Raw genomic sequence first — 15,434 nt, forward strand, 5'->3', positions numbered from 1 at the left:
GTAATGGCGGTGATCATCGCCTTGATCATTGAGTTGCTAGGAGCAGACGCAACCAGGGTCATTTGGGCAGTCAGAGTTTTGTCTATTTTCACCCCTATCAGTATATACCTTTGTGTTAGAGAGATCAAGGGAAAGGTAGTTGCCTTACTTGCAGTCTTTCTGTTTGCATTTTGGGGACTCCTTACTGTGATGTATATAGCTTTCTCTCCGGATGCCATCATGATGGCCTTTTATTTTTTCTCTCTCTACTTGTTCATAAAGAGCATAAAGCGACGTCATTTACTTCTTGCTTTATTTTCAGGTTTGCTAATGGCACTAGCAGTTCTCACGAAGGAGACTTCCATAGTCGCCTTGCCTATTCCAGTATTTGCAAGTGTATTGATGTCTAACTGTGGATCGCTTAGCTTGGCGTTTTATGTTGGAACAGCTCTACTTCTTATTCCTTGGTGGGGTTGGGTGTACTTCAAGACCCATGAAATCTACCTAATCAATTTGGGGCAAATCAACATAAGCTCTCCCGCTTATTTGATTTTAGGAGCTGTTTTGATAGCCATAGTGGTGGGAGCAATCACTTTATTCTTAGTTATGAGTAGAGCTAGGTTTACTCAAATCCCCACTAGGATTAGGATATTAATCTCATGGTCGTGTTCATGTGTATGGATAGTGCTTGTTACTTATCTGCTTATGAAAGGCTTGCATGGATACAAAGAGCAACCTGTAGTTCAGCACATAAGAATGGCTATTATCCCCTACTTGAAGCTTTGGTACCTGTACCCTTTGGCAGCGGCTTATGGTATTTGGCTTGTCTACAGATATAGAAATGCTTTATCACAGCTATTTTTGATCTCCTCGTTTATTTGGGTGCCTATAGTTATAGTAACTCTATGGAAGGGCTATGCTGCCCGTCAGCTCATCGTCCCACAAGCTTATATCTTTGCCTTTTTAGGTATGATGGTTGTTGATCTTGCCAATAATACCTTTTCCTTTTCTCTACCTAAGAGAGAAATTGCTGTAAATATCCCTAGGTTTATAGCTTTGCTTCCCCTAGGGATAATTCTGTTAGGAGCCGCTGCCTTTCATCTTAGATGGATGCTTACCTTCGCTGATGTTCACAGGAGGGAGGGTTCCATATACATTCATCAGGCGGCTGTCAATACTGCATCTTGGCTTAGCAGAAACGTTCCCCGTGGTCAAACAATATTCATTACTTTGGACGGAACTAGTGACATTCCTGACCACCTACCAGATATCCTGGCATTCGAGGATAAACTTAATCATTACTGGAAGCCTCCTTACTATATTAGTGTCATCAATCCCGATAACTACGTGAGAGCTCTATGTGCTCAGGGAAGCTGTTCTAGCGTTATTTGGGTAGGCCAGGACGATGGCTGCACATATAGAATTTTTTCTCTTGATTACCTTAGAACCCTCATGCAAAAGGATAGAAGCAGTTATTTGGTCGTATTTAAAGTCAGATCCAATCCTGCCACTGGGCTATGGGCTGATACTTTGACTAGGTCTGGAATGTTCGATGTGGTATACAATAGTAATCCCAACGCGTACAAGACCAAACGAGACTTTCAGGGGTTTGTGGTTTTTAGGCTGAGAAATAATGCTTATCCCCCCTCTAACTTCCCAGCTGCTATAGATTCGGTCTCGCTAAGTGATCTCAGAACTTGTACTGCTAACAGAATTGGTTCTATAGAGGAGCTACTTCGCAAACAGGTAAGTATAATAGAACCACCATATAGTGTGCTTTCTAATCCGGCTCGATAGAGAGGAGGACATATTGAGCGTTACACTCCCCACGCCTGGGTTCGGCATGTTCCTGCGCCAAGGTGGCAGGACATGGCATGAAATGGTTGAGAGGTTCCAGCTAGCTGATCAACTGGGTTTTGACTACGCTTGGACATCAGATCACTTTGTTGCTGGCGAAGATGGTCTGCAGGATCGACTTGAGGGATGGACCCTCATTGCAGGACTTGCTCCACTTACTTCCAAGATTAGACTTGGTGTGCTGGTCTCTGGAGTTACCTTCAGGCACCCTTCGCTGCTTATGAAGGAGGCCGTTACAGTCGATCATATTAGTAGTGGGAGGGTTATCATAGGTATTGGTGCTGCCTGGCATGAAGCTGAGCATCGCATGTATGGCTTTAACCTTCCTCCTGCTGGGGTGAGGGTCGCTATGGTTGCCGAGACTCTGCAGATCATGCATAGCCTGATGACCCAACAATATACTACTTTCAGAGGGCGCTACTATACTTTGGAGAATGCTCCTTTTGAGCCCAAGCCTGTTCAGAGACCCCGTATCCCGATACTAGTTGGTACAAGTGGGAATAAGATGCTAGAGCTGACAGCTCGCTATGCAGACATGTGGGATACGATTGGAGACCCTGAATTTGTAGCTGAGCGCATGCAGTTTCTAGATAATAAGTGTAGGGAAGTGGGGAGGGACCCTTCTGAGATCCGTAGGTTTATACGTGAACCCGAGGATGACAGCGTTGCGACTTCGGTCGACAAGTTTTTGGATTTCTATAACCGTTATAGATCAATTGGATTTACTGATTTCACCATAGACTTTCCAAAGAATGGGGATGTTCGTACGTTGGAGAAGATAGCAAACGAGGTTATCCCGGAGTTGAGGAATGCGTAAATATGAACTCTCTCCCCAAGAGTTGGCTTTTCTGCAGTCTAGACGTGTCGCTCGTCTTGCGACAGTTAGCGAGAATTGTGCTCCTAGCAATATCCCTGTGTGTTTCGTTTACAACGATAACCGCATCTATATTCCATTAGACGAAAAACCGAAATCTGTGGCTCCGACAGCACTCCGTAGAGTTAGAAATATAATCAAAAATCCTTTAGTATCGTTGGTTGTGGATAGGTATTCTGAGGACTGGGATTGTCTAGCTTACATACAGATACAGGGCAAAGCTTCTCTCCTACACGAAGGCAGGGACTATGATGAAGCTATAGCTTCCCTCAGGGCTAAGTATTCTCAATATTTGGGTATGAATATCCAAGCTAACCCACTTATAGTAATTGACCCGGAGTATTTCAATGTTTGGGGCAGAAATTTTGCTCCTGATCGCTCCGATCGTGACCTAATGACGATTATTAGAGAACGTAGATCGGTCAGATGGTTTCAGCCTGATCCCGTGCCTGAACAACTAGTGGAAAAGATATTGGAGGCTGGCAGGTGGGCGCCATCTCCGCATGGTGTACAACCTTGGCGCTTTGTAGTGCTGACTTCAAGGAGTCGCCGCCAGGAGCTCGCAGAAGCTATGGCTGAGGTTTGGCGATATCAGTTGGAGATGGATGGCCAAGAAGCGTCAGTTGTCGAACAGCGTTTGGCAAAGAGCAAAGCAAGACTTATATCTGCTCCTCTGGTAGTTATACTTTGTCTTTATCTCCAGGACCTGGATCGCTATCCAGATCCTGATAGGCAACAAGCAGAGGAGATAATGGCAATTCAAAGCCTTGGGGCAGCAGCTCAGAACATGCTACTTGCAGCTTATGCTCTTGGCCTAGAAGGGGGATGGATGTGCGCTCCCTTGTTCTGTCCAGGTACTGTTCGAGATGTCCTGCATCTAGATGCGTCTCTAATTCCCCATGCTATGCTCACTTTCGGGTTTATGGCTAGGGAACCTGTTAGGAGGGCCCATAAACCTGTAGAGGACCTTGTAGTCCTGTATGATTAGCCTCTTGGTTGTATGCTGACCATCATGATAATATTAAGCTGTGTACTGTTCCCGTAGCTCAATCGGATAGAGCGTTGGCCTCCGGAGCCAAAGGTTGTGGGTTCGAATCCCGCCGGGAACGCCCCATTCCCCCTCCCCCCTCCTTGATCAATAAGTATATAGTGTAGAACTGATCCTGTTTTGTGATACACTCTTCTGCACACCTTATTCTCTTGGGAGGTGATAGTGCTTTTTAGGAAGAGAGGGAGTAGCCCCCTGATATTATTCCTCAGCTTTATGCTCATACTTGTTGTAGCTTTTGCGTTGGGTCGTTGTGGCAACGACTTAGCTCCAGAAGGTGTCACGCCTTCACCTACTGTAGGCGTCTCTCATGCTTCTCCAGGTTCTAGTAATTCAGCAATCCATTCACCAACGCCAGCAGCTATTGCTCGAGTTACCCCAACGAAATCGGCAAGCGTGCCTCCGAGCCCTTCTCCAGCTCAGCCAACTAAAGAGCCCGCAAGGAATCCTAATAGGAACCCCAGACCTACAGCCACCCCAAAGAAGATAAATAGAACTAGGTACTATGTAGTAGTTGCAGGAGATACTCTCTGGGGTATAAGCAGAAGGTTTGGGATCACAGTAGATGACTTAGCTCGTGCTAATGGTCTTGATGTCAACGCTACTTTGCAAGTTGGACAAAGACTTATAATTCCTTCCATGGATGAGGATTCTGATTTTGAGCTTCCTCCCATAACCAATAGGCTTAACACGCCTAGACAGGCTAATCTTAGATCTATAGCACCAGATCTCGTGAAATATCTTGCCTCTCGACAGGGCGTATCAGCTGCGGCCGTATATCTACCCGAGACCGATACTATCTATACATGGAATACCCATATAAATTTTCAGATGGCTAGTACGGTAAAGGTTCCAATCATGGTTACACAGCTGAGCCAACAGTACAGGCGCGATCCTTCGGCCTCATCTCCAGGCACTGATCTGCTGGTACCGATGATAACCGTCAGCGATAATGATGCTGCTACAGCCCTGCTTACTGCTGTTGGAGGTCCTGCTGCTGTTGAGCGTGAACTAAATCGTAGGGGAATTATGCACACAAATATCAACCCTAATGCTTGGGGGCTAAGTACGACTACTGCTTCTGATATGGTGATGCTTCTTAGAAGCCTTTACTATGGCCAATACCTCAATGAGCCATTACGAGGCGTGGCCATCCGTCTTATGGCTTCAATAGTACAAGACCAACGCTGGGGAGTGCCTCAAGGACTTCCTGCAGGTACGCCGATAGCCTTCAAAGGTGGTTGGCTACCTCTTGATGATGGTTGGCTCGTGCACCAGATAGGTATCACCGAAGTGAAAGGCAAAACTGTCATATTTGCTTTCTATAATAGTAAGCAGCCTACTTGGGATTACGGAAAGGATACGTTGCGCAACTCTGCCATGATTCTCAATAGAGAAGATCTACCATGATGAAGAAGGACCATATGACAGTTGCTGAATTGAAGCACATGCTACATAAAGAGAGGATGGAGGCCGTAGCAACGAGAGATCCATTGGCTATCAAATATGCTGATAGCCGCTGGGAAGTTATTACTCAACTCATAGAGGGGAAAAAAGATGATGAAGTGTTGGATCTGAAGAGAATCACAGTAGGAGTGAAAGCCGCATCTGAAGTTTTAGGGTATACGCCACAACAAGTCAGGAAATTGATCCGCGAGAAGCGTCTGGATGCCCATAAAGAGGGTGAGCAGTGGCGCATTCCACTCAAAGCAATCTTATAAAGATCTATTTGCGTTTGAAGTCCTTACCTAGTATGAAACTTGATGCTAGTGTAGGTATCAGAAAGATTGCTCCTAGTGCATATAGGTTCTCTTCCTTTATGTGGATACCTAATAGTAGAACTTCTTTTAGTGAATCTATTGCGTATGTCACCGGCAAAACGTAAGAAACCCATCTTGCGTACTCATTCAGGCTTTCAATGGGGAGAAAGAAGCCGCTGAAGAAAATGCTAGCAAGCAGAGTTAGCATGGAGAACTGCACTGCTTGACTTTCACTCTTACTGATTGCTGATATAAAGAAGCCTATACCAAGAGAGGAAAAAGTCAACGCTGCTAACAGTATGGCCAGCTCGTACACAGAGCCTAGTAATGGCAGGCCCAAGAAGTACATCATGGATGCTATAAGGACTGCTCCAACTATCAACGTAACTATACCGTAGCCTAGATATTTGCCTGTAATGATCTCCGTTCTCCCTACAGGTGCTACACGAAAGAGCTCTATTGCACCGATTAATCTCTCACGCACCAGTGAGAACGAAGCCAACGTGATCGCTAGATGCTGTAGCAGTAGTGCAATTGCACTCGGAAGATAATATACGACTACTGAGGGTTGATATGGCACCACATTTCTCGTTTTGGCGTCTAATGGAGCAACGATTACCTGAGGGGAAAGTGATGTGTTCTCGAGTAATCGAGTGGAGCTGATAGCCTGGGTCACGATCTGCCTGTTCATGCTGTCTATAGCTGCACGCGTGAAATAGGGGATCCAGCTGCTTGCTATCGGATCAAGCTCCCTATAGATGACTTGTACTGTTGCTCTATGCCCGCTCCTTATACTCTGCATGGTATCCTCAGGAAAGATTATCACGACCTCAGTTTGCCCAGCTTGTAACTTAGCAAGCGCCTCCTCTGCGTTTCTGTACAAGCCGTCGATCACAAACGGAGGAGGTATATGGCGAGTGTATTCTTGCTGGTTGCCTGGCAAGCCGGAATTTTCGGGGACAACCAGTAGGGCATGTATAGGAGGTTGTGTCGAGTTGTACCCCAGTCCAAAGGCAAGGAGTATGAGGAAAGGTCCCATTATCAAGGTTAATACTAGTCTTGGCTGCCGCTTGATGTCTGTTATCTCTTTAGCAGCGAAGGAGAAGATGCGCACTAAGGCTCTCATTTCCATCCCCTAAGTAAATTCTCAACAGCCTATAGCTAGAACCTTGCCAGGGAGTTTTCTGCTGCAACTTATTCATTCATTTGACCGTTCTTAAGTTGACTGCTATTATCACAAGGAAAGATAGGTAGATAAAGTCTATATAACAATTGGAGAGAGTATGTCTAGGATCTTAGATACTATCGAGTCGCCTGATCAACTCAAGAATCTGACTCATGATCAACTGAAGCAACTAGCCCAGGAGATGAGAGAAAGGCTAGTTGAGACTGTCTACGGAGTTACTGGTGGACACTTTTCCTCCAACCTGGGAACAGTGGAGATAGCTATAGCTTTACACACTGTGTTCGATTCGCCTCGTGACAAGATTATCTGGGATGTGGGACATCAGGCTTACCCTCATAAGATACTCACTGGGCGCAACAAACTCATGCATACCATTAGGCAATACGGTGGATTGGCCCCCTTCCTGATGCGTGAGGAAAGTCCTCACGATCAATTTGGGGCGGGGCACGCTAGTACCAGCATATCTGCTGCGCTCGGCATGGCAGTAGCTCGTGATATGCAGGGCGAAGATTACCATGTGGTGGCGGTTATAGGGGATGGTGCTCTAACTGGAGGCATGGCTCTGGAGGCTTTAAATAACCTGGGCCATCTGGGTACTAAGATGATTGTGCTGCTAAATGACAACGAGATGAGCATCTATCCCAACGTCGGAGTCGTACCTAGGCTGCTCACCCGCCTACGCACTAGCAGGACTTACCATCGGGCTAAGGGAGATGTGGTGTCCATTCTCCAAAGGATGCCGGCTGGAGATGCTCTTGTTGAGCTTGGCAAGCGATTCAAAGATAGTGTCAAGGAACTCGTCATCCCCAATATGATGTGGGAGGAGCTGGGGCTTACTTACCTTGGACCCATAGATGGTCATAACTTGGCGGATCTGCAGGAGACACTAACCCTTGCCAAGCAATTGGATCGCCCAGTGCTTATACACGCTATAACTATCAAGGGCAAGGGTTTTGAGCCTGCGGAAGCTGAATCCAAGACACATAAATGGCACTCAGTAACTCCTAAGTCTCCAGGTAAATCAGATGCCAAACCATCTGCTCCTAGATACCAAGATGTATTTGCCCAGACTCTCATAAGGCTTGCGGAAGAGGATGAACGCATAGTGGGTATTACTGCCGCGATGCCTGATGGCACTAGTCTTGATCAATTTGGCAAGCGTTTTCCTGACCGAATGTTTGATGTGGGTATAGCAGAGCAGCATGCGGTCACTTTTGCTGCTGGATTAGCAGCTGCAGGTATGCGTCCTGTTGCGGCTATATATAGCACGTTTCTCCAGAGAGCTTACGATCAGGTGGTACATGATGTTGCTATGCAGAACCTACCTGTAGTGTTTGCCATGGACAGAGCTGGTATAGCTGGCAACGATGGTCGCACTCACCATGGTGCTCTAGATATAAGCTATCTCAGATGCGTGCCCAACATGACGCTGATGGCGCCAAAGGATGAGAATGAGCTCCAGCACATGCTCAAGACTGCCCTAAGCCTAGAGGGCCCAGCGGCTATTAGATATCCAAGGGGCAATGGCTATGGCGTGCCTCTATCAGAGACCCTACATGTTATCCCAGTAGGTACTTGGGAGTTACTGCAGGAAGGTGAGGATCTACTTATACTTGCTACTGGTTACAGCGTTTATCAGGCTCTTGAGGCTGCTAAGTTATTGTTCAAGCAAGATGGTATATTTGCGACTGTGGTTAACTGTAGGTTCATCAAGCCTTTAGATGAAGACTTGCTTCAGAAGCTTGTCGCTAAGCACGATTACTTGATCACAGTCGAGGAGAACGTCCGAATGGGAGGGTTTGGCAGTGCTGTGCTGGAGTACCTAGCTGATCATGGTATGGTACCAAGTCACTTCGTTCGGCTCGGTATGCCTGATCGATACGTTGAGCACGGCAGCCAAGAGATACTTAGGAAGATACTGGGTTTGGATGCTGAAGGTATAGCCCAGACAGCTCGCGAGCTCCTACACAAGACTACTGATTTGCGGGATAAGACCTTGAAAGATGTCCATCAGCGCTAGTGATAGCAAGCGGGCGGAGATATATTTCCTGTCAGAGTCCGCACATAATTTAGGTATAGAGTTAGAAGAAGATCAGCTGGAGCTTTTCCTGGCTCTAGCTGATCTCGTTAATGAGTGGAGTTACAAATACAACATAACTGCCATTAGATCAAGACGGGAAATCCTTATCAAGCATATTCTCGATTCCCTCTCTGTTGCTATAGGACACTGGCAGGTCAATAATGGAAAGGTGCCTGCTAATCTGCTAGATGTGGGAAGTGGAGCTGGATTCCCCTCGCTCCCAATTGCGATTGCCTTCCCGAACATACATGTAACGGCCTTGGAAGCAATCCGAAAGAAAGCCTCCTTTATAGCTGTTGTTTCTGAGTCTCTAGGGTTGAACGTTACGGTGTTGAACCAGCGTGCCGAAGTAGCTGCTCATCTCCCTGATCTGAGAGAGTCTTTTGAGTTGGTAGTTGCACGTGCAGTGGCCTATATGCCTACGCTGCTAGAGTACTGCTTGCCATTCGTGAGGGTAGGAGGTAAGTTTGTCGCAATGAAGAGTGAGAATCTAGATGAGGAGCTAAACGACTCCTCACAAGCGCTGGAGATTCTTGGCGGTAAATGGGCACAGACAGTAAACTACTGCCTGCCAGATGTAGATGGTATCAGGAGTCTAGTCGTCATCAATAAAGTGAACTCTACCCCACAAAAGTATCCTCGTAGGCCAGGAATTCCCACAAAAAGGCCTTTGAAGTAGTCAAACATTTGCCAAGAAGTGGCAGATGTCTCCATCCTTTACTACATAGTTTTTGCCTTCGAGGCGAAGCAGTCCTTGTCGGCGCGCTTCCGCCAGACTTCCAACACGCATGAAATCATCATAATGAACCACCTCAGCGCGTATAAACCCCCGGGCGAAGTCGGAGTGAATAACCCCAGCGGCTTCAACAGCCGTCGATCCCAACTTGACGGTCCACGCCCTGACCTCGTCCTCTCCTACGGTAAAGAAAGAAATAAGCTTTGCTGTGTCATAAGCTGTCTTGATCACCCTATTTATACCTGGCTCTTGTAGCCCCAAGTCTTCCAGAAATGCCTTGGCGTCATCTGGCGGCAGCTCTGCTATCTCGGCCTCTATAATGCCAGATACCTGTACAGTCGGTAGATTGAGATGTAGGACTAGATCCTGTTTGCTTGCTTCGGTCTCTGCTACATTGAGGATTACGAAGGCTGGTTTAGCAGTCAGAAATCCATAGCCTCTTAGCATTTTTTCTTCATCGGCAGATATTTCTAACTCTCGTATTGGTCTATCGTTTGTCAAGGTTTGTTCAAGCCTTTGGAGCAACTCACGTTCTTTCTCCAGTTCTCCTCTTCTTGCAGCGGGAGTTTTGGAGATTTCTGAGCTCAACCTTTCAAGACGCTTCTGTATAACAGAAAGATCTGCGAGGTTAAGTTCCAGCTCTATCTCTTCTAGCTCGGCTTGTGGGTTGGAGCCGGGCAAGAACTTGCCAACTACTATCCCTAGTACATCTACGTTACGCGCAGCGGCTAGGAAAGTTGAGCTAAATCCTTTGCTCTTAGCAGTATCTACTCCCTGAAGTCCTGCTACGTCTGTGAACTCCACCGATGAATAGATGGTTCTCTTGGGCTTGAATATCCCTGACAGCTTGTCTACCCTCTCGTCCGGTACGCTTACTACTGCCAGGTTTGCAGCTTCCCTCTTGCTCGAAGTACTTGCGCTGGATCTGACACCGGTTAATGCCTGGAAGATAGTAGTTTTACCGCTTCCCGGCAACCCTATAAGACCTATCTGCAATTTTTACACCTCTGCATTAATTCATATACTTGAGTTGTGTTATCGTATATTTGACAGCATCGGCGCACCCTTTTATACTGGGCACGGCCACAATCGTTACCTGTCAGATTATGATAGATTAACCTGATTATTTTAGAGGTAATGTTAGGAGGGTATCAATCACCATGACTATACTTCTAACGGGCGCTGATGGATACATGGGGTGGCCCACCCTTTTGAAGCTAGCTAAGGAATTCCCGAATGAAAGGATTGTTGGTGTAGATAATTTTGGGCGACGCAGATGGGTTGAAGAGATAGGCTCTGTATCTGCGGTACCTATAGCCTCAATGGAGGATAGAGTCAAGGCTGCCCATGAGAGGGGCCTCACCAATATCAGTTTCATCTACGGTGATCTCGTTGATCGAGATTTTGTCTTGGAATTGGTGTCCGTTTTCAAGCCAAGGGCAATCGTGCATCTGGCGGCCCAGCCCTCAGCCCCCTATTCTGAGATAAACGGAGAGAGAGCTAACTATACCCAGCATAACAACACTCAATCCACCCGTAATCTACTGTGGGCCCTCAAGGAACTCAATGCTCTGGACACGCTCTTTATAGAGACTACTACAACTGGTGTCTATGGCCAGCCAGGATTCCCTATACCTGAGGGTTACGTAGAGGTTGAGCGTAAAGGGCAGAGGGATACAATCATCTTTCCAGGTATGGCAGGTTCGTGGTACCACATGAGCAAGTGCCATGACGTAAATAACCTCTGGTTAGCGAATAGCAAATGGAAGCTGCCGATTATAGATCTTAGAACTGCTATCGTTTATGGGACGAGCACTCCGGAGACTCAAGAAGATCCTAGGTTTGCTACCAGATTTGACTTCGATTTCTACTTTGGTACAGTTGTGAATAGGTTCGTTGCCCAAGCTCTTGCAGGTTTTCCAATAACCGTCTACGGCAAGGGTGATCTCAAGCGTCCAATGATAGGACTTCAGGATGCCGTTAACTCCACCGTTGCTGCTGTCAAGAGAGGCACCGATGGTAAGTTTGAGATCTTCAACCAGACAAGTGGGCCGGTCAGCATTCAGGAGGTAGCTAACGCAATTCAGAAGATAGCTGGTGAGATGGGAGTTGAGGTAGAAGTTGAGCATCTTCCTAATCCTCGTGTTGAGAAAGAAGAGCACCAGATGGTTATGGAGAACGATCGTTTCATACAGGAACTGCTACCTGACATACATGTAGACATAGAAGCAGGTATTAGAGACACCCTGGAGAGCCTCTTGCCATACAAGGAGGTTCTTTCCGCTTACAAGGACAGATTTATACCTGAACAACTTTTGGCCAAGGTTGCTGCGAGATAAAACCTAAAGGCTCTATAAGGCTGTTCCTAGAAAGGTCCCCTATATTTCAGGGGACCTTTATTTTGGAATGCTTTTGCACCCAAACTTGGTAAGATAAAAATTGCTTGATCAACATCACCTAGGAGAGTGAGCTTTGAAGATACTCGTTACAGGTGCGGCTGGATTTATCGGGTCCACTCTTGTGGATTTACTTAGGCACGATCACGATATTAGAGCTGTTGATAACTTTTCTGTGGGAACGGTAAGGCAGATAGGGGATGTTACCGTAGAGGAGATGGATTGCGCAATCCCCGAACATGCTGAGGAGATGGTAAGGGGATGCGATGTAGTAGTACACCTTGCAGGTATGACAGGGATTCCTCAGTGCGAGCAACATCCTCTGGAGGCATCCAGAGATATTCTTGTGGCAACAAAGTATGTTTCTGAGGCGGCCGTTCGTGCTGGAGTAAAGCAGTTTCTGTTCTCTTCTACATTTGCTGTCTATGGTCAAGCCTCTGGATTGGTTACGGAGGATACTCCTAGGGCTCCCATCGGTATGTATGGGTTCTTGCGAACGGCTAGCGAACACCTACTATTAGCAGCTCAGAAGCTTGATGGACTGAACGTTTTGATATTCAGGCAGACAAACATCTACGGTAAGGGTATCACCAAGAAGAACACTTTGCTGAATGTGCTTGCCGATCGTGTGCTCAATCACCAGCCTATTACCATCTATGGGACTGGTATGCAGGCAAGAAACTTCCTGCACGTGATGGATACAGTGCAAGCATATAAGCTGGCAATAGAGAAGCAAGCCACAGGTATCTATAACCTTGGTAGCCCAGAGACCCTTACAGTCAAGACTGTGGCCGATATCGTCAATGATGCAGCCGAGCGGATACTGGGTTATAGAGTTCCTGTAGAGCAGAAGCCGGACAGAGGTGCAGGCAACAGGGAGATATCAGCGGATAATTTCGTCGTCGATATAAGCCGTATATGCCACGACCTTGGCTTTTCGCCACAGCGTACGGTGAAGGGAACCGTAGAAAGATTGCTATCAGGTGAGGAGTAGATGTGCCGCCCAGTATAAAAGTCCTAATAGTAATGGGGCCAATAGCTCAGGGTGGAGCTGAATGGCAGATATATCATCTTTTAAGGCTCCTAGATAAGGATCGTTTTCAGCCTCTTGTAGCATCTGTTAGCTTTGCTGATTATTCACTTGTTATTGATGAGGGCGATCACCTCATTAGAGATGATTTCTACAGCCTTGGCGTACCCATATATGAGATAAATGAATATGGACGTAATGATCCGTCTAATGCCTTGGCTTTAGCTCGTATAATTCGAGACAAATCTGTGGATGTGGTACATGCTAACCTGTACCCGGGGGAAACCTGGGGAAGGCTTGCTGCTTTTCTTGCAGGTGTGCCAGTGATTATTCATAAGAGGGGCATGCCTTTCCTAACTAGGAAGTCTACCCATGTTCTGGTGGATTGGCTCCTCAACCTGCGCACTACTAGGATAATAGTTCCCAGTAATGCTGTTAGAGAGAGACTTATTGGCCTTGAACCGTTACTTAAGGACAAAGTAAACGTTATATATTCGGGAGTGGATTTAAATTCTTGGAAAAGGGCTCCTCGGGAGGAGCTGGTTTCTCTCAGAAGAGAGTTGGGCATTTCTGAAGATGAGTTCGTTATAACGAACGTTGCTAGACTTAGAAAGATAAAGGGGCAGGAATATTTGATAAGAGCAGCTCCTAAAGTCATAGAGCAATACCCTAACACACGCTTTCTATTTGTTGGTAATGGAGAGCTGCAACAATACTTGTCTGATCTAGCTAATAGTTTAGGTATTGGTTCACATGTACTTTTCCTTGGGGCTCGCAAGGATATAGACAGAGTGCTTTCTCTAACGGACGTATTTGTCTTCCCTAGCTTGCAGGAAAGCTTCGGCGTGGCGTTGGTGGAGGCTGCTCTTATGGGTGTACCGGCAGTGGCTACCAAAGTGGGCGGAATTACCGAGATAGTCATTGAAGGAGAGACGGGTCTTTTAGTGCCTCCTCGTGATCCTGAATCTTTAGCAAGCTCAGTGATTAGGCTATTGTCGGAGGATAGCTTGCGCGAACATATGGGATTGAAAGCCAGGGAATATGCATCCTCCAGGTTTGATATAAAGCTTACTGTTCGCAAGTTACAGGAAGAGTATATCAAGGCGGCAGGTGTTAGATGCTAAAGGATACCGTTCTGGTATTTATTAGCCGTAACTTTCAGAAAGTAGTATCCCTGTTGCTTACGGTGATGCTGGCTCGTGTAGCAGGTAGGGAGGGACTTGGATCCTATGGCTTGTTAGTGACCATATCTACTTTCATAACTACGGTCGCTACTCTGGGGCTTGGACCTGCCCATGTGCACTTCAGGGGGCAGAAGCGGCTTTCCCTCGAGGAAATAGTAGGCAACTCACTTATAGGCGCCACTATATTTGGCCTATCTTCAATATTGGCGTTCTCCGTACTAAGGCCATATCTTAACATGGAGCTAGAGTCCAAGCTCTCGATTACTATCATTACCCTGACATTTCCTATATCGATATTGCAGAGTTATCTGGATTATGTTTGGGTTTCCGAGAGGAAGCTGGACTGGTTTAGCGCCATGTATGTGGCCAGATACCTCACTCTCCCAGCGTTCATACTCCTGGGACTTATCATTTGGGGTAGGGATGTGGGTATAGCATTTGGTTTGGCTGCTAATTCTATTACTACTCTTCTTCTCTCCATAGCGACCATAGCCAGGAAACTTGGATTCAGCATTAGGTTCAACCTAGAGGCTTTTCTAAGGGTTGTCAGATATGGTTTTCATATAGAGGCGGGTACTGTTGCTCAGGCCGTTGGTTATAGATTCGATTACTTCCTTGTGAAGTACTTCTTAGGTTCATCTCATCTAGGGCTCTATGTTCCTGCCACTAACTGGGCCGAAGTAGTGTGGCTTATACCTGGAGCGATCTCTACTGCTTTGTTGCCTAGAGTCTCTGTTTCGGATAAGGAGAATGTGCGAGATATCACAGCGGCGACGATGAGAATAACATTTACTATCTCGCTAATCATGGGACTGGGGATAATGCTCTTCTCTCATCTTATAATAACTCTCCTGTATGGTCGCAGCTTTCTAGGTGCTGTGGATGCCCTTCGCATACTGCTCATAGGTACTGTAGTTTTTTCTCTACAACGGGTGCTTTCAAATTACTTTATAGGGCAGGGAGAGGCTAAATGGTTTCAAATCGCTACTTTGGCGTCTATGTGTATAAATGTCGTAATGAACGTATTTCTTATGGGGGTTGCGGGTTGGGGTATAGAAGGAGCAGCGTTATCCTCGTCCGTTAGTTATAGCTTTTCGACAATCTTCCTCACCGTGCTGTTCATTCGCTGGTCAGGATTGCCGATAAGAGATATTTTGATAATCAACTCTATGGATGTATCCAAGGTATCGCAACAATGGAGCCTGATCTATAGGCGAATAGTCGAGGCAAGGTAATTGATAATTATTTTTTGCTTGACGATACCTTCTAGACAATAATAGTTGAGCCGAAGTGTATAATTCCTT

General features: G+C 46.4%; 13 protein-coding genes and 1 tRNA gene. 12 read left to right on the forward strand and 2 right to left on the reverse strand.

The features are described from left to right. From N2245_RS13110 to N2245_RS13135, 6 genes are all read left to right on the forward strand, one after another. The coding region (locus N2245_RS13110) for a glycosyltransferase family 39 protein (protein WP_494537178.1) at nt 1-1,776 on the forward strand (1,776 nt) is incomplete at its 5' end. Nucleotides 1,777-1,789: 13 nt separating this feature from the next. Then, a complete protein-coding gene (locus N2245_RS13115) occupies nt 1,790-2,653 on the forward strand; it encodes a TIGR03560 family F420-dependent LLM class oxidoreductase (protein WP_494537179.1) in 864 nt (287 codons plus the stop codon). Continuing rightward, a complete protein-coding gene (locus N2245_RS13120) occupies nt 2,646-3,698 on the forward strand; it encodes a TIGR03668 family PPOX class F420-dependent oxidoreductase (RefSeq protein ID WP_494537180.1) in 1,053 nt (350 codons plus the stop codon). Before N2245_RS13115 ends, N2245_RS13120 begins: the two co-directional genes overlap by 8 nt. 47 nt (nt 3,699-3,745) lie before the next feature. Next, nucleotides 3,746-3,819: transfer RNA gene (locus tag N2245_RS13125), tRNA-Arg, on the forward strand. Between the two features lie 104 nt (nt 3,820-3,923). Then, nucleotides 3,924-5,168, forward strand: a complete 1,245-nt coding sequence (locus N2245_RS13130; protein ID WP_494537181.1) for a serine hydrolase — start codon at nt 3,924-3,926, stop codon at nt 5,166-5,168. Beyond that, nucleotides 5,165-5,479, forward strand: coding sequence for a helix-turn-helix domain-containing protein (locus N2245_RS13135; RefSeq protein ID WP_494537182.1), 315 nt, complete (start codon nt 5,165-5,167; stop codon nt 5,477-5,479). The genes N2245_RS13130 and N2245_RS13135 overlap by 4 nt, the downstream gene beginning before the upstream one ends. Nucleotides 5,480-5,483: 4 nt before the next feature. On the opposite strand, the gene N2245_RS13140 is transcribed toward N2245_RS13135, so the two are convergent. Further along, entirely contained in the window at nt 5,484-6,644 is a 1,161-nt protein-coding gene (locus N2245_RS13140; protein WP_494537183.1) for an ABC transporter permease, read from the reverse strand. A 157-nt stretch (nt 6,645-6,801) separates the two neighbouring features. Between N2245_RS13140 and dxs the strand changes: the two genes are divergently transcribed. Further along, nucleotides 6,802-8,724, forward strand: a complete 1,923-nt coding sequence (gene dxs / locus N2245_RS13145; RefSeq protein ID WP_494537184.1) for a 1-deoxy-D-xylulose-5-phosphate synthase — start codon at nt 6,802-6,804, stop codon at nt 8,722-8,724. Next, the gene (gene rsmG / locus N2245_RS13150; protein WP_494537185.1) at nt 8,708-9,463 is read left to right on the forward strand and encodes a 16S rRNA (guanine(527)-N(7))-methyltransferase RsmG; all 756 of its coding nucleotides are present in this window, start codon (nt 8,708-8,710) and stop codon (nt 9,461-9,463) included. The genes dxs and rsmG overlap by 17 nt, the downstream gene beginning before the upstream one ends. Here rsmG and ychF read toward each other — a convergent pair whose 3' ends face one another. Next, complete coding sequence (gene ychF / locus N2245_RS13155) at nt 9,464-10,516, reverse strand: redox-regulated ATPase YchF (protein WP_494537186.1); 1,053 nt, start codon at nt 10,514-10,516, stop codon at nt 9,464-9,466. Between the two features lie 164 nt (nt 10,517-10,680). Between ychF and N2245_RS13160 the strand changes: the two genes are divergently transcribed. From N2245_RS13160 to N2245_RS13175, 4 genes are all read left to right on the forward strand, one after another. Beyond that, a complete protein-coding gene (locus N2245_RS13160) occupies nt 10,681-11,859 on the forward strand; it encodes an NAD-dependent epimerase/dehydratase family protein (protein WP_494537187.1) in 1,179 nt (392 codons plus the stop codon). 133 nt (nt 11,860-11,992) lie between these two features. Next, nucleotides 11,993-12,910, forward strand: coding sequence for an NAD-dependent epimerase/dehydratase family protein (locus N2245_RS13165; RefSeq protein ID WP_494537188.1), 918 nt, complete (start codon nt 11,993-11,995; stop codon nt 12,908-12,910). Between the two features lie 2 nt (nt 12,911-12,912). Continuing rightward, nucleotides 12,913-14,070 carry a glycosyltransferase gene (locus tag N2245_RS13170; RefSeq protein WP_494537189.1) on the forward strand — a complete coding sequence of 386 codons (1,158 nt, stop codon included), beginning with the start codon at nt 12,913-12,915 and terminating at the stop codon, nt 14,068-14,070. Beyond that, entirely contained in the window at nt 14,064-15,365 is a 1,302-nt protein-coding gene (locus tag N2245_RS13175) for a flippase (protein ID WP_494537190.1), read from the forward strand. Before N2245_RS13170 ends, N2245_RS13175 begins: the two co-directional genes overlap by 7 nt. Nucleotides 15,366-15,434 lie beyond the last annotated feature (69 nt).

This window comes from Thermobaculum sp. T2p (genome assembly GCF_059335935.1).

Excerpts from the sequence above, each read along its gene's own strand:
- N2245_RS13120 (WP_494537180.1), top strand. The coding sequence starts at position 2,646 with ATGCGTAAATATGAACTCTCTCCCCAAGAGTTGGCTTTTCTGCAGTCT.
- N2245_RS13135 (WP_494537182.1), top strand. The coding sequence starts at position 5,165 with ATGATGAAGAAGGACCATATGACAGTTGCTGAATTGAAGCACATGCTA.
- N2245_RS13140 (WP_494537183.1), bottom strand. The coding sequence starts at position 6,644 with ATGAGAGCCTTAGTGCGCATCTTCTCCTTCGCTGCTAAAGAGATAACA.
- dxs (WP_494537184.1), top strand. The coding sequence starts at position 6,802 with ATGTCTAGGATCTTAGATACTATCGAGTCGCCTGATCAACTCAAGAAT.
- rsmG (WP_494537185.1), top strand. The coding sequence starts at position 8,708 with ATGTCCATCAGCGCTAGTGATAGCAAGCGGGCGGAGATATATTTCCTG.
- N2245_RS13160 (WP_494537187.1), top strand. The coding sequence starts at position 10,681 with ATGACTATACTTCTAACGGGCGCTGATGGATACATGGGGTGGCCCACC.
- N2245_RS13175 (WP_494537190.1), top strand. The coding sequence starts at position 14,064 with ATGCTAAAGGATACCGTTCTGGTATTTATTAGCCGTAACTTTCAGAAA.